Annotated in this window: 15 protein-coding genes and 1 pseudogene; 10 read left to right on the plus strand and 6 right to left on the minus strand. The window is 36.0% G+C overall.

Annotated elements, in window-relative coordinates:
• Positions 1-16: 16 nt before the first annotated feature.
• The 5 genes from KHA90_RS22435 (at position 17) to KHA90_RS22455 (ending at position 9,204) form a co-directional block, all read left to right on the plus strand.
• Positions 17-1,882, plus strand: a complete 1,866-nt coding sequence (locus KHA90_RS22435; protein ID WP_213306952.1) for an OmpA family protein — start codon at positions 17-19, stop codon at positions 1,880-1,882.
• A gap of 139 nt (positions 1,883-2,021) precedes the next feature.
• The gene (locus KHA90_RS22440; protein ID WP_213306955.1) at positions 2,022-3,023 is read left to right on the plus strand and encodes a hypothetical protein; all 1,002 of its coding nucleotides are present in this window, start codon (positions 2,022-2,024) and stop codon (positions 3,021-3,023) included.
• Positions 3,024-3,521: 498 nt separating this feature from the next.
• Positions 3,522-7,487, plus strand: a complete 3,966-nt coding sequence (locus tag KHA90_RS22445) for a T9SS type B sorting domain-containing protein (RefSeq protein WP_213306958.1) — start codon at positions 3,522-3,524, stop codon at positions 7,485-7,487.
• Positions 7,488-7,570: 83 nt separating this feature from the next.
• Positions 7,571-8,566: a PorP/SprF family type IX secretion system membrane protein gene (locus KHA90_RS22450; RefSeq protein ID WP_317197413.1), complete on the plus strand. Its 996-nt coding sequence runs from the start codon at positions 7,571-7,573 to the stop codon at positions 8,564-8,566.
• 50 nt (positions 8,567-8,616) lie between these two features.
• On the plus strand, positions 8,617-9,204 hold the full coding sequence (locus KHA90_RS22455) for an RNA polymerase sigma factor (protein WP_244860537.1): 588 nt from the start codon (positions 8,617-8,619) through the stop codon (positions 9,202-9,204).
• Positions 9,205-9,450: 246 nt separating this feature from the next.
• Here KHA90_RS22455 and KHA90_RS22460 read toward each other — a convergent pair whose 3' ends face one another.
• From KHA90_RS22460 to KHA90_RS22475, 4 genes are all read right to left on the minus strand, one after another.
• Positions 9,451-10,233: an SDR family NAD(P)-dependent oxidoreductase gene (locus KHA90_RS22460; RefSeq protein WP_213306964.1), complete on the minus strand. Its 783-nt coding sequence runs from the start codon at positions 10,231-10,233 to the stop codon at positions 9,451-9,453.
• A 139-nt stretch (positions 10,234-10,372) separates the two neighbouring features.
• Positions 10,373-11,281: a helix-turn-helix domain-containing protein gene (locus KHA90_RS22465; RefSeq protein ID WP_213306967.1), complete on the minus strand. Its 909-nt coding sequence runs from the start codon at positions 11,279-11,281 to the stop codon at positions 10,373-10,375.
• A 137-nt stretch (positions 11,282-11,418) separates the two neighbouring features.
• On the minus strand, positions 11,419-13,536 hold the full coding sequence (locus KHA90_RS22470) for a T9SS type A sorting domain-containing protein (RefSeq protein WP_213306970.1): 2,118 nt from the start codon (positions 13,534-13,536) through the stop codon (positions 11,419-11,421).
• 397 nt (positions 13,537-13,933) lie between these two features.
• Positions 13,934-14,815 (minus strand): AraC family transcriptional regulator, encoded by an 882-nt coding sequence (locus KHA90_RS22475; protein WP_213306973.1) that lies wholly within the window; start codon positions 14,813-14,815, stop codon positions 13,934-13,936.
• A gap of 134 nt (positions 14,816-14,949) precedes the next feature.
• On the opposite strand from KHA90_RS22475, the gene KHA90_RS22480 reads away from it, so the two are divergent.
• The 3 genes from KHA90_RS22480 (at position 14,950) to KHA90_RS22490 (ending at position 16,719) form a co-directional block, all read left to right on the plus strand.
• Positions 14,950-15,795 carry a phytanoyl-CoA dioxygenase family protein gene (locus tag KHA90_RS22480; RefSeq protein ID WP_213306976.1) on the plus strand — a complete coding sequence of 282 codons (846 nt, stop codon included), beginning with the start codon at positions 14,950-14,952 and terminating at the stop codon, positions 15,793-15,795.
• 103 nt (positions 15,796-15,898) lie between these two features.
• The gene (locus KHA90_RS22485) at positions 15,899-16,351 is read left to right on the plus strand and encodes a hypothetical protein (protein WP_213306979.1); all 453 of its coding nucleotides are present in this window, start codon (positions 15,899-15,901) and stop codon (positions 16,349-16,351) included.
• A complete protein-coding gene (locus KHA90_RS22490) occupies positions 16,321-16,719 on the plus strand; it encodes a hypothetical protein (RefSeq protein WP_213306982.1) in 399 nt (132 codons plus the stop codon). The genes KHA90_RS22485 and KHA90_RS22490 overlap by 31 nt, the downstream gene beginning before the upstream one ends.
• A gap of 762 nt (positions 16,720-17,481) precedes the next feature.
• On the opposite strand, the gene KHA90_RS22495 is transcribed toward KHA90_RS22490, so the two are convergent.
• The gene (locus tag KHA90_RS22495; protein ID WP_213306985.1) at positions 17,482-18,204 is read right to left on the minus strand and encodes a S24 family peptidase; all 723 of its coding nucleotides are present in this window, start codon (positions 18,202-18,204) and stop codon (positions 17,482-17,484) included.
• A gap of 118 nt (positions 18,205-18,322) precedes the next feature.
• On the opposite strand from KHA90_RS22495, the gene KHA90_RS22500 reads away from it, so the two are divergent.
• Complete coding sequence (locus KHA90_RS22500) at positions 18,323-18,496, plus strand: hypothetical protein (RefSeq protein WP_213306987.1); 174 nt, start codon at positions 18,323-18,325, stop codon at positions 18,494-18,496.
• A gap of 141 nt (positions 18,497-18,637) precedes the next feature.
• Here KHA90_RS22500 and KHA90_RS22505 read toward each other — a convergent pair whose 3' ends face one another.
• Positions 18,638-18,991, minus strand: coding sequence for a hypothetical protein (locus KHA90_RS22505; protein ID WP_213306989.1), 354 nt, complete (start codon positions 18,989-18,991; stop codon positions 18,638-18,640).
• Positions 18,992-19,107: 116 nt separating this feature from the next.
• Between KHA90_RS22505 and KHA90_RS22510 the strand changes: the two are divergent.
• Positions 19,108-19,714 (plus strand): annotated as a pseudogene (locus tag KHA90_RS22510) (hypothetical protein); the annotation flags it as partial.

Genomic DNA, 19,714 nt, shown 5'->3' on the forward strand with positions numbered 1-19,714 from the left:
AAAGCAATTCCTAAAAATGAAAAAGTTATATGTTATCTTTAGTTTTGTGATTGCAAATTCGATTGCCAATGCACAAAACAGCACTACCAAGCAGGCCGATAAATTATTTGACCAGTTTGAATATGTATCTGCAGCAAAGGAATATCAAAAAATTGTTGATGAAGGAAAGTCAGATAATTATGTCATTAAACGTCTGGCCGTTACCTATTACAATATGTTCAATAGTAAAGAGGCAGTAAAATGGTACGAAAAGCTGGTTCAGACGCAGCAGGATCCCGAAACCTACTACCAATATTATCAAATGCTGAAAGCCAATGGAAATTATGCAGCTGCCAATGAGCAAATGCAAAAGTTTGTAAGTCTGGCACCAAATGATCAAAGGGCGATTGCTTTTAAAGAAAATCCAAATTACATTCCAAGACTACTGGATCAGCAGAAATCTTTTGAAGTGAAATTATCGCAAATCAATAGTGATAAATCTGATTTTGGCGCAGTGCTAAATGGCGAGACAGTATATTTTACCAGTGCCAGAAATTCCTCCACCAAATCATATGGTTGGAATGAAGAACCTTATCTGGATGTTTATCAGGCTAAGTTTACTTCGGATCAAAGTGTGGGCGATGTCAGTTTATTAAAAGAAATCAACAGTAAATTTCATGATGGCCCAGTAAGTATAACTGCAGATGGAAAAACACTCTATTTTGCAAGTAATAGTTTCAGGGTATCCTCATTTGAAAAAGACAGAAAGAAAAATTTAAAAATAGGCAGAAACAGTTTATTTAAAGCTTCCTGGCTGGGTGAAAAATGGGGAAATATTACTGCTTTACCCTTCAATAGTACCAGTTATTCAACCAGTAATCCAAGTATCAGTGCTGATGGCAAGACACTTTATTTTTCTTCTGATATGCCAGGGAGTTATGGGAGTGTAGACATCTGGAAAGTAGATGTCAATGCGAATGGTACCTACGGAAAACCAGTGAATCTGGGAAAAAACGTAAATACAGAAGGAAAAGAAACTTTTCCTTTTATCACAGAAGACAATAAAACCTTGTATTTTGCTTCCAGTGGAAGGCAGGGATTGGGCGGATTAGATGTTTTTCAGGTAGATTTATCAAAAGACAGTGCTGCCACTAATCTTGGTGCTCCAGTAAATACGGAGAAAGATGATTTTGCTTTGACTTATAACAAAAATAAGAATATTGGCTTTTTATCAAGTAACCGCAGCGGAGTTGATAAGATTTATATAGCAACGCCATTATGTGCTTTGCAGGTTTTGGTAACGGTGCGAAATGCCAGTACAAAAGAATTGTTACAAGATGCCAATGTAGCAATTGTTGACTCTAACAGTAATATAATCTCCACAAAAATTAGTGATCAGAACGGCGCAGTAAGTTATAAAGTCGATTGCCATAAGCTATTCACAATACAGGTTTCCAAAGAGGGTTTTGCAAGTAATACATTTAACGTTGCAGATAGTACCGGAGAGACAAATGTGCTAGCAGATTTACAGCCAATTAATGCAATCATAACCGATACAGAGGTTCTTTTAAAACCTATTTATTTTGAGTTTGACAAAAGCAATATTACACAGTCAGCCGCTTTCGAACTTGATAAACTGGTTCAGGTTATGACGCTGAATCCTGAGATGATAATCCAGGTTAAATCGCATACAGATACAAAAGGATCAGAACAATACAACGATTTGTTATCAGAGAAAAGAGCAAAATCAACTGTTCAGTATTTAATTTCTAAGGGTATTGTGGAGAACAGGATATCAGGAAAAGGTCTTGGAGAATCTGAACCTAAGATTGACTGTCAGGATAATTGCACAGAAGAGCAGGACACTATTAACAGACGTTCAGAATTTATCATAGTAAAGTAAGTTTTTGCTTGCATGTATGTCAATATGTTCTGCTACTATAATTTGTTTTTTATTTAATCATTTGAAAAACGGCAGTGCATTTATTTAACAATTATAATAACCAATATTTAACCCAACTTTAATCTTAATATTTATTTTTATGAAAAAATTATTCTTTTTCCTTTTAATTGGCAGTTCCCTGATATCCGTTTCGTGCAGTAACGATGAAGATTCCCCTAAAGCGAGCGCCATTGTTTTAACTTCTAGTGCCCCTTCTATTGATCTGGGCAAGTCGGTAACTTTAACAGCAATTGATGATTTAAAACAGGATATTACATCAACGGCTGTTTTTACTGCAAACGGCATTACTTTAGAGAGTAAAGTATTTACCCCTAAAACTGCCGGTAGCTATAAGATTACCGCTAAAAAAGACGGAATTGTCAGCAACGAAGTTGTTGTGACAGTTAATGCCGTTGCAACCTCAATTGTGCTAAGCTCGACTGCAACTACTGTAGATCTAGGAAGCGCTGTAACATTAAAGGTATTAAATGACCTTACTCAGGATGTAACATCCTCAAGTACTTTTACAGCAAATGGTACTAGTATTTCAGGAGCAACCTTTACTGCGACAGTTGCAGGGACTTACAAAATTGTAGCTAAAAACGGAACCTTGACCAGCAATGAGATCACTGTTACAGTGAAAGAGGTTGTCGCTGTTGAGAATTCTATCTTTACAGGAGGTAAGAATTATGCCGTTTCAAATTCTGCCATAGAGTTTATCGCTAAGGCAGCAGCAGATGGTTCCGCAACGGCTACTCATGCCGTTTTCAGACTGGTTGCCTACAATAGCACTGCAGATTACTCTGCTATTAAAGCTACTTTACCTTCCAATACGATCAGCCTGACATTCCTTGTTCCACTAAGTGCAGCAGGTGAGATATTGGCTCCTAGTTCTTCCAACATTATTTTGCCTAAAATAGAGTTATTAATAACTGATAGTACAGGAGCAGTTATCACAAGCAAGGAGGAAGCAACATTAACTTTTAATAGCGCTTTGCCAAGTACAAAAAATGCTCCTTTTTCTTTCAAAGCTACTGCTAAGTTTAATAAAGGATCTAATGTGGAGCTAAATTTCAACGGTAACCTAAATGGACTTTACTAAAGTAAATTTTAAAATAAACCAGCTGGATTCATGACCGGCTGGCGAATACTTTGTTTTATACTTTTTTGCCCCTAAGTCGAATTTGTTAAGTCCGGTCTATTAAAATAGGCCGGATTTTTTTTAAATGAATTTCTACATTATTAATAAGTAAAAAATTTAGTTGAACATCTAAAGTTGGTTGTGCAAATTTTTGTTATTAAAGAAAACAGTATCGTTTGTAACTCATTATAAGAATTAACTTAACAAAGCTTATTAATGTTAGATCTCTTGATAATATGCAGACTACAGCAGGTTATTAATTTAGTTCTAAATCCTGAATCTATACAAATACAGCCATTTTGCGTTACAACTACCAAGGTGATTAATGTTAAATTTGTGTCAATAGTATATTAATTTATTAATAATATGAAGTATTTTATAACGTTTTTTTTGTTTCTTAGTCTAAACTGTTTGGCACAGGGTGAGGCCAATTTTTGGTACTTTGGCCTAAATGCAGGGTTGGATTTTAACAGTGGTGCCCCAATCGTTAAAACTGACGGACAATTGCAGACTTTTGAAGGTAATGCTACTATTAGTAATGCTGCCGGAGAACTTTTATTCTACACAGACGGAATTACCGTATACAATAAAAATCATACTGTGATGTTAAATGGAACAGGGTTGTGGGGAGATCCCTCTACAACTCAATCCGCTACCATAGTTCCAAAACCGGGTTCAACAACAGAGTTTTATATTTTTACCATTGATGCCGAGGCAAAGCCGCACGGCTTGTCGTATTCTATTGTCGATATGAGCCTTGCTGGTGGGCTTGGAGCCGTAACTACAAGAAATGTGTTTGTAAAAGCACCTATGTGCGAGAAAATATCTATTGTCAAAAATTCCGATAAAACTGGTTTTTGGGTATTGACCCATCTCTGGAATACTAATACATTTGAAGCCAGATTATTAACTTCGGCAGGTCTGTCGGGCGCGGTAACAAGCAATATAGGGGACATTGTGACCAGTACGAATTTTGTAACCCCCGGCGTGCTAAATGTTGAAAATACCTTAGGATACATGAAGTTTTCACCTGACGGTACAAAGGTTGCGGTTTGTAATTATGGCGATCAGGCCACCAATCAGGGAAGCTTGCAGTTATTTGATTTCAATAATGTAAGTGGAACACTCTCCAATGCTCAAACATTAATGAGCAATCAATACGGATTGTACGGACTGGAATTCTCGCCCAATGGTAAAGTTTTATACGCAACATTAAATAAATTTGGAAAATTATATCAATTTGATTTAACGGCCTCCAATGTAGCTGCATCACGAGTAGCTTTATTTGATAGTCCGACAAAGCAAAGAATTGCTGCCTTGCAGCTGGCACCGGACAAAAAGATCTATATCGCGACCTTTACGGATCCATTTTTAGGTATCATCAATAACCCCAATGAGCTTGGTGCAGCTGCTAACTTAAACATAAATGGACTTGATTTGGGGACTATTTCATATGGAGGATTGCCAACATTTAATCAATCTATCTTTTTTGATCCAACAATCTATTTTGAAAAAACCTGTTTAGGTGATCTGACAGAATTTGAATTGATTGCTGATCAGGATATTACCACTGTAACCTGGGATTTTGGTGATGGTAGTCCACCTCAGACGGTGCTTAATAACAATAAAATAAACCATCAGTTTAATACCAGTGCACCGGGAGTTTATACCGTAAGAGCTACTAATGTTGTAGGTACTTATGCAACCAATATTGTACCCGATTTGATTGCTACCGTTGAGATATTTAAAACGACTGCTACCACCCCGGTAAACAGGAGCTTGATCCAGGTTTGTGATAACAATAATAATGGACTCTTTAGATTTGATTTGACCCTCAATAGTGCTCAAATATTAAACGGTCAGGATCCTGCAAAATGTACTATACGCTATTTTGAGAATGCGGCCAGATATGCGGCTAATATCAGTATAACAGATCCAACAAAGTATACCAATTTAGTGGCTTATCAGAGCCAAACGATATATGCTGAGGTAACCAACACCAGCAATCCCTTGTGCAAAGCTTTTACCACTTTTGATATTGATGTTTTTGATTCTCCAGGAGCGGGACCCACTGCGGTCTCAAAACTTATACAATGTGATAATACCTCGGTAGGCACTGCAACAGATGGACTTGTGCTTTTTGATTTAACGCAAAGAACTAAGGAATTGTTAAGTACACAAATTACAAAGCCGGGCACAAACTATGTGGTTTCTTTTTACTCAGATGCAGCCCTTACAACTTTAATTAATAATCCTTCAGCTTATCCCAACGTATCTAAAACTCAAACGATTCATGCCAAAATCTATAATCAGGATAATGCTGATTGTTTTGTCCCGGCTTTCTTTACCATTGAAGTAACAGCTATCCCCGTTGTAAATAATACCCAATTGTATATCTGCGATACTGACAATGACGGTTTTGCTCTTTTTAATTTAGCAGATGCAAAACCTGCTATTTCAACTAATTATTTAAGCGAAACTATTGATTTTTTTGAAACATTGGCAGATGCCCAATTGGGTACCAATATGATTTCAGCAGTAAGTGCTTATTCCAATAAAACGCCATTCAGAGATATAGAGATTTACGCCAGAACAAATAATGGCGGGTGCTTTAATATCTCGCAGGTAACTTTAAATGTTGCTTATACCAAAATCCCAGCTTTATTCAGAAGAGAATTTAGCACTTGTGATGATGATATTTCAGGTACTAAAACAGATGGAATCAGCACTTTTGATTTTAGTAGTGTAACTGCAGAAATTGAAAATTTATTTCCCGGCCAACTACATTTTATTACGTATTATACAAGCCAGAGTGATGCAGATGCAGAAACAAACGCTATTGCCAATATTGCCAGCTTTAGAAATACCGATTCTCCAAACTTGCAGAATATCTATGTAAGAGTTGAGAATCAGCTCAATTCAGCTTGTTTTAGCACAGGAAATTTCATCACTTTAAAGGTTATTGCATCCCCATCGCCAACAGTTGTCTCTACTGTAGTTTATTGCAAAGATGCAGCTGCTAGTGCATTAACAGCAACGGGAACAAACTTACTTTGGTACACAGTACCCTCGGCTGGTTCAGGAAGTCCTGTGGCTCCCGTTCCAGTTACAGCAACGGCAGGCAGCGCTACTTATTACGTAAGCCAGACCATAAATGGTTGTGAAAGTGCAAAGGCTTCTATAACCGTTACGGTTCGGCCTCTTCCGGTGGCTCCTGTTGTTACCACTCCTGTAAGGTATTGCCAAAATAATGCGGCTAATCCATTAACTGCCACAGGAACCAATTTATTATGGTATAGCGCAGCAGCAGGCGGGGTTGGAAGCAACGTCGCACCCACTCCCAATACATCGACTGTTGGATCAGTGTATTATTATGTTAGCCAGAGTGTTAATGGTTGCGAAGGTTCAAGAGCAGCGATAGAAGTTATAATATCCCTTACTCCCTCAGCGCCAGCAATTTCTTCTCCTGTTTTGTATTGTCAGGATGAAATTTCAGTTCCACTTACCGCCACAGGGCTAAATTTATTATGGTATACTTCATCTACCGGTGGGAGCGGAGTGCCTAATGCACCTGTTCCCGACACTAATAAAGCAGGCATAGTGACGTATTATGTTAGCCAGAACAATGGTTGTGAAGGCCCCCGTGCTGCTATTGAGGTGCTTGTAGATGCTGCTCCAGTGCCAGTCTTACCTGAAAAAGGCACTATTTGTGTTGACAGCGACAGCAACACCTTGGTTTCTCCGTATACCATTACTACCGGAATGTCGGCTGCGACATATAGTTTTGAATGGTTCACCGTAACAAATGACATTTATAGTATAATATCTGGCGCAACTTCTGATAGTTATCAGGCAACTTCAATTGGTAACTATGCAGTTATAGTTACCAGTACGCTTACAGGGTGTAAATCTAAACCTGTTGCTACGCAAATTACTGCATCTTTTCCTCCAAAAAGCATTGAAGTTGCTGTGCCGGATTATTTTTCGAGTCCAATGACTGTTACTATAAATGTTAAACCACAAGGAAATTACCAATACCGAATAGATGATGGAAATTATCAGGACAGTAATGTTTTTGACCATATTCCCTCGGGCATTCGATCAATAACAGTGCGAGAGAGCAATAATTGTGGAGAAATTACAGAGGATATACTACTAATTAACTATCCTAAATTTTTTACCCCTAACGGGGATGGATTTAACGATGTCTGGAACATATTTGATTTGCGGGATCAAAAAAGTGCTGTCATTACCATTTTTGACCGATATGGCAAGCTTATTTCTGAAATTACACCTTCAGGATCAGGCTGGGACGGAACTTACAATGGTCATATGCTTCCCTCAAGTGATTATTGGTTTGTGGTACATTACAAAGAAAATAATACAGACAAGATCTTTAAATCGCATTTTTCCTTAAAAAGATAAATAAAAGTAAAGATCAACGAGAAATCTATTAAATAAAAGCATCAATTAACCTATACACTATGAATTATTCTCGCCTTATATATATAAAGTCCAAAACAAATATTCTGATTGCGTTTTTTATGGCTTTTAGCTATAGCTGTACTTACGGACAGGAGGGAATACCTGTTTATTTTGATTATTTATCTGATAATTATTACCTGATACATCCCTCAATGGCTGGGGCATCAAATTGTAGTAAGATTAGATTAACGGCCAGAAAGCAATGGCTGGGTCAGGAGGATGCTCCCTCGCTTCAGACCTTAAGTTTTAACGGCAGAATAGCAGAGCGATCAGGTGCCGGAATTATTGTATTTAATGATAAGAATGGCTATCACTCGCAAAAAGGGGTGAAGCTTACTTATGCGCATCATATTATGTTTTCCAGAGATGAAATCGATTTGAATCAGGTCTCCTTTGGTATTAGTGGAGGGATGATACAGAACCAGCTCGATGAAACCCTGTTTACCGATAGTTTTGATCCTACGGTTTTTGGTTCTATTCAAAGTGATAATTATTTTAATGTTGATGTAGGTGCGTCCTACAATTATATGGATTTCTATGCCCATGCCACTGTTCAGGGGGCATTGGAGACAAGAAAGGAACTTTATACGGATTATGAGAGTGATAACGTAAGGAAGTTTTTACTTAGCGCAGGCTACGTTTTTGGACAAAGAGAAAATTTTACATGGGAACCTTCGGTGCTTTTTCAGCTGTATGATCAAACCAAAGAGAAATATATTGATATTAATCTTAAGACTTATAAGAATATGGATTTTGGCAGTATGTGGGCTGGTTTGTCTTACAGAAGAAGTCTTGATGGCGGCAAAGCCAGTACGGCCATCTCAAATGCTTCTCCTGATATACAATACTTTACGCCAATTGCCGGGGTGAATTATAAGAACTTCATGTTCTCTTATACCTATTCACAGGTAATGGGAGATGTAAAATTTGATTCTGGAGCCTATCATCAGCTTACATTAGGTATTAATCTGTTCTGTAAAAAAGAACGATATGATTGTAGTTGTCCTGCTGTTAATTAAATAGTATTAATGTAAATAATTTTTAAAATTATTTACCAAAAACTTTTATTTTGAAAATTAAGGTAATAAATGTGAGCAAAGATAGCAATGATAATTTTCTTTGGAAAAGTATGATAGCAGGTGATGAGACATCCTATTCGCTACTGTTTAAAAAATATTTTCCTATAGCGATAAGCTATGGAAAATCGTTACTGTCAGATCATGATAAGGTACAAGATTGTATTCAGGATGTCTTTGTAGATATCTGGATCTATAGAAATTCCTTAAGCAGGGAAGTAATTGTAAAGGCTTATGTTTTAGCAAGTGTGCGAAAGAGAATTGCCAGGCTTCATAAAAGAGATCAATTTTTTAAAAAGACGGTCTCTATTGATTCTGTTAGCTTTTACTTAGACTTCAGGATTGAAAATGAATTAATTTTCGATAGCGAGAGTGCTATAAGGGTAAAAAAATTAAACCTGTTAGTGAATAATTTGCCAAGTCGCCAGAAAGAAGCTTTGTATTTGCGTTACCATCAAAGTCTTAGCGTAGAGCAAATAGCCGTCATATTAGATGTTAATTACCAATCCGCTATTAATCTTTTACATCGCTCTTTGCTAAAACTCCGTCAGGAAGGTAAAAATTTAAAACAATTCGTATAAGCTTAAAGTTAATTTAGTTATAGAAACTTCTAACTTAAGACAAGTATTCTCTTTGGTCTAAATCAGATAAAAACCTCGTCGAATTCAATCCCTATGGATTTTTTTAAAATTACTGATAGGGCCACAATAAATAAAAAAATGATTTTCATCTATAACTATTGGTAAATTAAGTACTCGTCTTAAATCAAGAAGTGGTAACACTAAGAATTTTTTTTAAACAAGCCTAAAAGGTTTATTTTAATAGTCTTATTTGTTCAATTCCTGCATTTTTCGAACCTGTTTAAGCATTGCTTTTTTAGGCATAAAAGGAATTGCAGCAATCATAACTTTTTGCATCGGGGTAAGTCCTGCTACAATATCGAGTTTTCCATCCAGCATTGCATTATAACCGGCAAGTGCCACCTCTTGGGGCTGGGCCGTCTTGTTGAACAGCTCTGTTCTGTCCATGCCCGAAGTTTTGGCAAATTCTGTTTCTGTTGCTCCTGGCATTAGGGCTGTAACTGTAATTGCCGTATCACTAAGTTCTTCTGATAAAGCATAGCTAAAAGATGTTACATACGCTTTTGATGCGTAATAAACGGCCTGTAAGGGTCCCGGTATAAAGCAGGCCGTCGAGGATACGTTTAATATTTTTCCGTCATTTCTCTTTACAAAACCAGGCAGGAAATATCGGGTAAGGGCTGTGAGGGCCAGGATATTTACCTGTATCATCTGTAAATCGCTTTCCCATTTCCTTTCATGAAATTTACCATGTCCGCCAAAACCTGCGTTATTGATAAGATATTTTACTTTGATGTCTAAGGCGGTTACTTCCTGATATATTTCCTGAACAGCATTGCGCTGTGTAAGATCTTTTGTTATTACCAGTACTTTTATCCCGTGTTTTTTTTGTAGTTCGTCCTTAAGGATTTCCAGCTTTTCTTTTGTGCGTGCCACTATAATCAGATCCCCTTTGTTTGCGGCGTGTATTCTTGCCAGCTCCCTTCCAATTCCACTGCTTGCGCCAGTAATTAATGCTGTATTTTTCATATTTATGTGCTTTGGGCTAAATTATTTTGCTTGCAAATTTCCATATATAAATAAAAAACACGGAACACAAAATGCAGGAATCCAAACACTATTTCCCGATCAAAGAAGATTTTTAAAATACTACAGCTAAGTGCTAAACTTAGTTCATGGTTCTGTATTGTATGGGAGACATTCCGGTCTTTGTTTTAAACAGCCTGCTGAAATAGTGTGGATAGTTAAACCCCAATGAATAGGCAATCTCACTTATATTATCTGGTGAGGCCAATAAAATTTTTTTAGCTTTATCAATTATAAAATCATTGATATGCTCTAAGGCACTTCGTCCGGTTTCCTTCTTAAGAAGATCACTTAAATAGTGAGCAGACATGTTCATTTTTTCGGCAAGATAGCCAACACTAGGGATTCCATGCTGGGTGAGTAAACCTGATTGATAATAGGTTTTTAATAATTGTTCAATTCTGGAAAGGATATCTGAATTTTGTTTATTTCTACTGCCAAACTGCCGATCATAATATCTGGAGCAAAAATTCAAAAGCATTTCAATACAGTTAACAATTAATTTTTGTGTGTGATAATCTATGTTTTCTCCTATCTCCTCTTGAATCATATTGACACATTGCGTAATAGTTTGCTCTTCTTTCTCACTTAAGTGAAGTGCCTCATGCAGATCATAAGAAAAAAAAGAGAAGCTGTCTATGGTCTTTTCCAAAGGCGTGTTTCTTAAAAGATCGGGGTGAAAGAAAAGCATCCAGCCTTGCACTTCATCTTTTTTTTGTTCTTTTTGTAGAGAATAAACCTGATGAGGTCCTGTAAACATCAGAACTCCTTCGCTAAAATCATAGATGTTACGTCCATAATGCATGCCACAGGCTGCATCTTTTAACGAAATACAATAGAGTTCGGATGTCATTTTTACATTGAGCCATTGCTTGCCAATTTCAAATTTTGAGGCATTAATTAGACTTATATAGGGATGCAAAGGTTTCGCCAGTCCCATAAGCTGGTGCAGGTGATCAATTGATTTTATTTTTAATATCTCTCGTACCATTTGATTCTGTTTGATTTTTCTGAAAATCGCTGTTATATACTATGCTAAAATAAAAAAAACGGCTGTTCAAAAAAACAGCCATTTTATTATTTCCAATTGTCGCAATTGTAAAATTTCATTTTATCAATGAAATAAGTTTACCGGATCATAATTTTTTTTGCAATAGTTTGTATTCCGTCACTAACCCTCAGAAAATAAATACCAGTTGCAAGGTTATTTACGTCAATTTTGCTGGAAGTATCTTTTTTATAATAACTCTTATGCACTATTTGTGAAGAAGCTGATACAAGTTCAATACTGGCATGCTCTTCTATTGATGAATTTAATTGTATCTCAAGCACATCATTTGCCGGATTAGGAAAAACAAGTATATTGTCATCTTCCTGGCTTAATGGCTCAAGATCTGCGACACTCAACGTTGTTTCTGCACCAATTGAAGAGGATAAAGGTATAAAGCGTATATTATCAAAAAGTACTTCTCCGGTGAAATTATCGGCACTAAAGAAAATCCTTTTAATGAGTGTAGGGTTTCCTAATTGAGCAAGGCTAATAGTAATCTCTTTCCACGTATTGGCCTCAGTGCTAAAAGAAATCTCTGTAGATGGACCAGTAGTATAATCGGATTGTGTTTTGAACTTCATTTTACGCGCTGTTGTACTGTAGACCCAAAACTTAAAAGAGGCTACATTCGCTGTAGGAAGGACGTCTGTTCTTGCGAGAGAAAGCGCTCCGTAAGGATTGGTATAATTAAATTGAATTGACCTGGATCCTTCTTTTGTGTTATCGCCATAAGCAAGATTGTGAGTTCCACCGAAACTAACCTCTGAGCTCCATTCTATATCAAGTGCATCCTGATAAAGATTTTGTATAGCAGGGGTAATAGTGATTCCAGCCGCTGGTGTACCCTGAAATTCATAGGCACCTCTGTCTGATCTTCCTGCTGATGTACGTTCGATTCCTAAAATATCTTTAACGCTATGCTGTCCACTAGTAGTATTGCCCGAATTTATAGCAGGACTATTATTTTTGAGACTAAAATCAGCAGTGCCATCAAATGCTAATTTTATAAACTCCGGATTTCCAATAAGATCTGCATTTCCTTTTCGGAATGCACGACCATTGAAGTAGAGATTGTAATTATAAATTGCCGTATCATCGTCTGAATTGCAATCCCCTCCTGAGCGGGCATACATAATATTGTTGTAAATTTTTACATCGGCCGCGTCTGATCCAAAAATTTCCGGATAGCCTACAACATTACCATTGTGATATGCTGTATTGTTTATGATGTCAACATGATTGGCGTGGAAAGAATGTATACCACTTCCGCCATTGTTGTATGATATGTTATTTTCAACGAGTGTTCGCCCTGTATATACTGGAGTTTCCTGGTCTCCATTATTTACATCTATTATGATTCCGTTACCATCTGATAATTTGTATATGCCCGTTTTGATACTATTATCTGAAAGCCATGGTACCTGAGTTTTATTATTATAGCAGATATTTCCTCTAACAAATAACTTATAGCTAGTTTCAATATCAATAGGTTTTGGACCTAAAATACTGATACCGCTCGTTGCGTACATAGTGTACCAGGAGTTATTATAAACCATATTATTTTCAATAGTAATGTAATCTGCGGATCCAACTCCAATTCCTCCGGCAGGAAAATCATGGACTTTACAATTACGGATAATTATGTGATGGGCAGTACTTTCTTTGCCTATCGATATAGCATTTGTATTATATTTGCCCTTAGCTGGTGCAATTTTATCGCGTGTGTCTTCAAAAGCTTTAGTGGCGCCTGCTAAATCAAGTTTATGATTATCACCTATAAACTCTAAGCCTTCTATTATAATATAAGAACCATCAATAACAGTAGCGTTGAAAGCTTCCTCTCCGCCTGATACAATTGGGGAGTGACCGGGATATGATTTAAAAGTAATGTACTTTCCAGATGTTCCTGCAATGTTTATATCCATTACTGGTTTGTAATTGTCTGTCCTGTAGGTACCATTGAGTAAAAAAACAGTACCACCAGGTTTAACTCTTTTTACAGCCTCTTCGATAGTTTGCAGCGGCCTGTCAAATGTACCTTCGTAGGAGTTGGAACCCGTGGGAGAGACATGATAATTTTGCTGGGCCTGAGAAAACGCGCTGCAGGAAAGTAATAATAAACAAAAAAAAAGTGTAAGATCTAATATACGTTTTGGTATGACACTAAAATAGGTAATAATAATTCTTATTTTCATAAAGTTAGGTTTGGGGGTTGTATTTTTTTAAAATTAATGATAGGTTGTTTTGAGAGTGATTTAGTCTCGTGTAAAGCAAAAAACATATTGTTTAGACAGTCATTCATTTTGGATTAACACTTTTATTAAATGGACCTACAAAAATGCTTTGAGAAAATATAGCGTAAATATATTGGGTTGAAAATTATTTTGAGAGGGTTGATCCTATAAAATTGTTCTTAATTCCGATTATTGAACATTTTCCTCTGGCCATAAGGTTTAAAAAGCTGATGGCATCAATCCTGTTACTTTTTCTGAAAGTGAATTAAAATAAATTAAGAGTTAAAATCCGGATTCCTTTGCATGGCTTGAATCATTAAATATCTAATTATGATATTTTCATTAAGCAGTATTAGATTCAAAAAAAACTTCCATGGGTGTGCAAATAATTTTTTCTAAAATTTAAAGGACTCTGTTGATAGCGCATTTTAAATTGTGAATTGAAATTCGATAAATTATTAAATCCACTATCCAGACTTATTTCCAATACACTTCTTTGTGTTTCGATCAACTGTGTTGTAGCATACGCAAGTCTTATTTCATTTAAAAAACTGGTAAAGGACTGACGGGTTCTTTGACTAAAGTATCTGGAAAATGAGTTATTGGCCATATTAGCAATTCCGGCTACAGTTCCAATTGTAATGTCTTGCTTAAAATTCTGGTAAACAAAATGTAATACTTTTTTCATCCGTTCGGATTCCACCCCATTTCTTCCAACTATAAAATTAGTAGTAATTAATTCTAAATGATCTGATTCGGCTATACAGTTTAGAATTTCCAAAAGTTTAAGCCATCTTGCCATACCATTTAATTCCAGCACCTCAAAAAGCATGCTGGTTATAAGTGTATTTGTTCTGCCGGTTATATTTATTCCCTTTGATGATTTAATTAAAAGATGATTGAGGTTTTTACTTTCAGGCAGAGAAAGAAATCCATCACCAAAAGTTTTGTGATCAAAATGGACCACAATTGATTTAGCCTTTAGGTCAGTGTTAGGTAAATAAAATTCGGGAGTATTCCGATAGAGATGTGGTAAATCAGGTCCTATTAATACAAGATTTCCGGGGCCAAATTCACTAATGTGGTCCCCAATGATCCTTTTGCCGGTGCTTTCCACTACCAGAACTAATTCATACTCCGGATGGAAATGCCAGGGAGTTGGGAAATAATTGTAGTCGAATAATCTTGTAGCAAAGGATTCGTCCAAATTTTTAACCAGATAATCTAAAACAGGTTTCATTATTGATTGTTTAGTAACTCAAATATAGAAGAAACTATTTTCAAGTGCAAAAAATGTTAGAAAACCATCAGTTTTGAATAGATTACTGGTAGAATTTGGCGGTGCTGCTGGCCTATCTTAGCAAAAAATGTAACATGAGAAATGAAATATCAGAACAGCAGATAAAGGAATATCAGGATAAGGGATTTATTATAGTAAAGAACTTCTGCAGCAGGGAAGAAATCGACCTGCTATACCAGACCGCCCTGAATGATCAGGCGATGTCTAAAAATGCACTTGACTTAAACGATCAATCCGGAAAGAAAACTAAACTTTCCCTGTGGTTTACACCTGGAAATGATGTTTTTGGCTACCTCACCCGTTCCAATAAAGTTGTAAAAGCCGTAAGTCAGATTCTAGGGAATAGCGCTCCGGTTTGCCATTACCACTCTAAACTTATGCAGAAAGAGCCAAAAGTGGGAGGTGCATGGGAGTGGCATCAGGATTATGGATACTGGTATAAAAATCAGTTTATGTTTCCTGAACAAATGATGAGTGTACTTATAGCATTGACTCCGGCAAATAAAGAAAACGGCTGTCTGCAGGTTATCAGTGAATCTCACAAGATGGGCAGGATTAATCATGGTTTTACAGGCGAACAAGTTGGTGCTGATATGCAGATGGTTGATAATGCTCTTAAAACAATGGAATTGGTTTATGCGGAGCTGCAGCCGGGCGATGCCCTTTTTTTTCATAGTAATCTAGTGCACCGCTCAGAAGCAAATTTTTCAGATTATCCTAGATGGTCTTTAATATCCTGTTATACGCTGCAGTCCAACATTGCTTACAAGGAAACGTCTGAATCCTGGAAAATACCAGTAGATGTTGTTCCTGATGAAGCTATATTGAATTGGGATCATGAGTCCTTATCGTCTGCTGATTTTTTAAAAAAAGAAAATGATCCTGCTTTAAAAGAGTCGGGATGGGAAAATCAGGTTTAATATTTAAAAAATATAATTTAAAAATTAATTAAATTCAATTGCTTAATTCCAAGAGGTTAAAAATCGACTTTGTCTTTTTGAGAAAAGCTATATAAAAATGAAGATGAAAATAAAATTCTTTTGTCCAAGATGGGGTTCTGAAAATTTGCCATGGAAGGAATTCGTACAAAAGGTGAGGGCCGCTGGTTTTGATGGAATTGAAGCTTCAATACCATTAGAAGAAAAGCAGAAACTTGAGATAAAGGATGCTTTAAAAAGTGAAGGACTGGAATTAATAGGGCAATATTACCAATCATTTGAAAGTGAATTTGAAGTGCATAAGGATAATTTTGAAAAGCATTTAGAAAATATAATCGAATTAAAGCCCATACTGATTGTTTCACAAACCGGAAAAGATTATTTTCAGCGTCGCAAAACCAAAATCTCTTTCAAATTGCCGATCAGATTAGCCAAAAATCAGGAATACCCTTGTCACACGAGACCCATCGCAATAAAGCCTTATTTGCTGCACATATCGCAAAGAATTTGCTACAAGAAAATCAACAGGCAAAAATAACGGCCGATTTTTCGCATTGGTGCGTCGTTTCTGAGAGTTTATTGGAGCAGCAGGAAGATGCGGTTAATCTCGCTATTTCAAGAGCCATTCATATTCATGCCAGAGTTGGCCATACGGAAGGACCTCAGGTTAATGACCCAAAGGCTCCTGAATGGCAAATTGCAGTTTCAGCTCATCTGAAATGGTGGGATCAAATTGTAAAGGAAAGAGTGGATGACGCAGCAGAATTTTTAACCATTACTCCGGAATTTGGACCAGTGCCTTATATGCAGACAATTCCCTTTTCAACTATGCCGGTTTCCAATCAATGGGAAATTAATGTATATATGATGAATTTGCTTAAAAGCCGATATGCGGAATTTTTATAATAGATTTTGCCTAGCAAACAATTCTCTTTTTTGAATATAGGCGTTATATACAAATAGTCTATTACTAACCAAAAATAAAACCATGTTAAAAAAAACAATACTTCTGTTAATTTTAATTTTGCCATTTACTGCTGTCAAAAGTAATGGTATTGGTGATTGGGGCTTTACGTCCTTGGGGCTCCCATTTTATCAATATACGGGTAATCTTCCATTTTATATCAATGATAAAACAGGTCAGGATTCCGGACTGCCTAATTATAGGCTATTAAATAAAATGTACATAAGTAACTAATAAAAAAAGGTCGAAAAACTCACTAAAATCAAGGCTTAACATAAAAAAAGGTCGAGAAAAGGAATAATTTAAATTGTACACTTTAGTACCATTATGTACAATTTATATACCGGTTAAATAGTCTTAATTACACGTATAAGACACGAACTACCACAATTAGTATAAATATACGTGAAAGCAACGTTTTCAAGCCATAAATCCACTATTTTATAATAAAGCTTGCCAATCATGGCAGGCTTTTTTTATACTTAAAAATCAAACTAAACAAAAAAAGATAATTAGGTTAAAAAACTTTAGGTAGTCAAATAGATGGTCAAATACATGGTCAAAAAACTGTAATATAATCACTCGAAAGTATATTTAAAAAACATAAATATAGCATTATATATAAAAAAATACGTTGAGTTAGAGGATGTAAATACATTAAAAAATAACAAAGTAATGAGTTAAGTCATTAATAATCAATCGTATTACGTATTTTTATGGGCTTTACTTGTGTGAATTACAATACTGCTTTGGTTTCTCTTTACATTACCTAACACTTGATAGAGTCTTGTTACATCATCGATATGTACATCGAATGGCTCATGGATCAAACGCCCGGAACTCTCATATTTTTCTTCATTTACGGAACAAGCCAGCCAATTCTGTGGTAAATCACTTTTTTGAAGTCGTTTAATAACCCTGTATTCTGATGTTTCTAATAAATAATCCTGACCATACACAACCAGTCGCTTATTTTTTACCTCCCTCAATGCTGCGATACTTCCTGATTTATATTCTGGGTACATGCTATCTCCATGAACACGCATTGCAGCGGTGGCATCCCGGAACCAATCTCCTGCATCGATCATTTCTGCGGGTTGTTGGGTTGGGTCTAGTATTGCAGTTTCCTGCATACCCGCTGTTACAACACCATCGTATAAAGGAATTAGATTTTTTTCTTCACGTCCATATTGTGAAGATGTATCATTCAAAACATTTTCTTTTAATATAGATCCTTTACCTGTTAGTAGCCACTCTAAATTTAAATCTGAAATCTCCGATAATATATTTTCGATGGTTTTTGAATTAACAGGAGTTTCACTTGCTTTTCCTCTGAAATTTGCAGATGTAACACCTATTTTTTTGTAAAACTCTTCTTTGGCAATCCCTTTATATTCAAGTAGTTGAATAATTCTTTTCTTTATCATCGTAAATATATTATCGATTGTTTGTTTTATAGAAAATATATTTTCTATATTTGTAAAACAAAATACAAAATACAAGTTTCAAAACACGCTTTCAAAACATAGTATAAAACGCAAAGATATGAAAATAAGAATCGCTCCCGAGTTTAAAACTCAAATGGCAAAAGAATTTAAGACAAGTAAACAAAACGTAAAAACAGCACTTGACTATTACAACAACTCTGAGCTCGCAAAGAAGGTTCGAGCTCGTGCAAAAGAGTTGTTATTGACAGAAGCTAATAATGTCACTGTATGAAACAAAGATTAGTTATCGCCTTTGATATTCAAAATCAAGAGGGACAATCATTGCTAAGTGGAAATAACGCTAACGGTTATGTAGGCGATATAGAAGCGATAGAAATTGAATCAAAGGGAATTAACTTGGATTTAATTCAAATTAGATCATTCGTATCGGAATTTCATCTGGGTCTAATTGTAAAACTTGCTCCAAATGACGATTTGTCCCTTGAAATTCCTGATATAATTCAAGAGGGAAAAGCTCTAAATCTTCATCAAAGATTTTCTTCATTAACGGAACTGCATCAGGTTGGGAAGTTTCAAATAAAGGAAATGGAAAACAGCCGTGTTTGTCGACTGCGAGAACAATCTTACGAACCACAACCGAAGGGTACTGGGTTTGCATATTGGAAATCTCCTGATTAAATTTTTGGTTTCTTAAATCATTTTCGTCTTTCGACTGTTCCGTGAAATACAAATGGTTGTATTCATAAAAGGCAAAACGTTTCATCATAATTACTATAATTTATAAGTGAGACTGTAAATATAGTAATTCCTCCCGAGTGGCACACTCCCGGTTTCGAGTACCGGGCGGGAACAAAAAAAGACCATTTAAAGAACGTTTAAGTTATGTACGAATATCATAATAACATACTCTCAATACCTGCCAGGCTTCTTTATGAAGATTGGGCATTGATTACTTATAACAATTATCAAAATCTATGCAAACGAGGGAAATTAATCCGTACCAAGGAAGGACGCGGACCAGGTAATGAACCTTTTGTAAGTTTTCATGATCTACCGGTACATCAAGGAGTAGATTTTAAGAAAGTCTGCAAAGAAGGATTGGGAGAACCTAAAGAAGTTGTGGTTCGCAATAAGTTAGAAAGTTACATTATACCCGATGTAAAAGCAATAAGATTTTTTGCTGAACACAGAAAACCTTGCGGGAAATCTATATCACTAGAAGATCAAAGAATAAAAGCAACCAATGCTATTATTTTAAATGCCATTCGAATGGTACTTAATGACCGTTTAAAGAAATCTAAAACATTTGGTAGAAAACCAACTGAGATTTGGAAAAATATTAGCGAAGCTGTTAATGCAATAGATCCCGATAAATGGGTTTTCTCATTACCCGGAAATCCTCGCAGACTTAAAGCAAAATACGAAGAGTATTTAAAACATGAGTACGAAGTGTTTCTTCATAAAGGTGAAGGTCAAAAGAATGCACAGA

Source organism: Flavobacterium psychroterrae (assembly GCF_018380615.1).
Lineage (GTDB): Bacteria > Bacteroidota > Bacteroidia > Flavobacteriales > Flavobacteriaceae > Flavobacterium > Flavobacterium psychroterrae.

Bases quoted from the DNA above. Each gene is read 5' to 3' on its own strand.
- KHA90_RS22435 (WP_213306952.1), top strand. From the start codon at position 17: ATGAAAAAGTTATATGTTATCTTTAGTTTTGTGATTGCAAATTCGATT.
- KHA90_RS22440 (WP_213306955.1), top strand. From the start codon at position 2,022: ATGAAAAAATTATTCTTTTTCCTTTTAATTGGCAGTTCCCTGATATCC.
- KHA90_RS22460 (WP_213306964.1), bottom strand. From the start codon at position 10,233: ATGAAAAATACAGCATTAATTACTGGCGCAAGCAGTGGAATTGGAAGG.
- KHA90_RS22465 (WP_213306967.1), bottom strand. From the start codon at position 11,281: ATGGTACGAGAGATATTAAAAATAAAATCAATTGATCACCTGCACCAG.
- KHA90_RS22470 (WP_213306970.1), bottom strand. From the start codon at position 13,536: ATGAAAATAAGAATTATTATTACCTATTTTAGTGTCATACCAAAACGT.
- KHA90_RS22475 (WP_213306973.1), bottom strand. From the start codon at position 14,815: ATGAAACCTGTTTTAGATTATCTGGTTAAAAATTTGGACGAATCCTTT.
- KHA90_RS22480 (WP_213306976.1), top strand. From the start codon at position 14,950: ATGAGAAATGAAATATCAGAACAGCAGATAAAGGAATATCAGGATAAG.
- KHA90_RS22485 (WP_213306979.1), top strand. From the start codon at position 15,899: ATGAAAATAAAATTCTTTTGTCCAAGATGGGGTTCTGAAAATTTGCCA.
- KHA90_RS22495 (WP_213306985.1), bottom strand. From the start codon at position 18,204: ATGATAAAGAAAAGAATTATTCAACTACTTGAATATAAAGGGATTGCC.
- KHA90_RS22500 (WP_213306987.1), top strand. From the start codon at position 18,323: ATGAAAATAAGAATCGCTCCCGAGTTTAAAACTCAAATGGCAAAAGAA.
- KHA90_RS22505 (WP_213306989.1), bottom strand. From the start codon at position 18,991: ATGATGAAACGTTTTGCCTTTTATGAATACAACCATTTGTATTTCACG.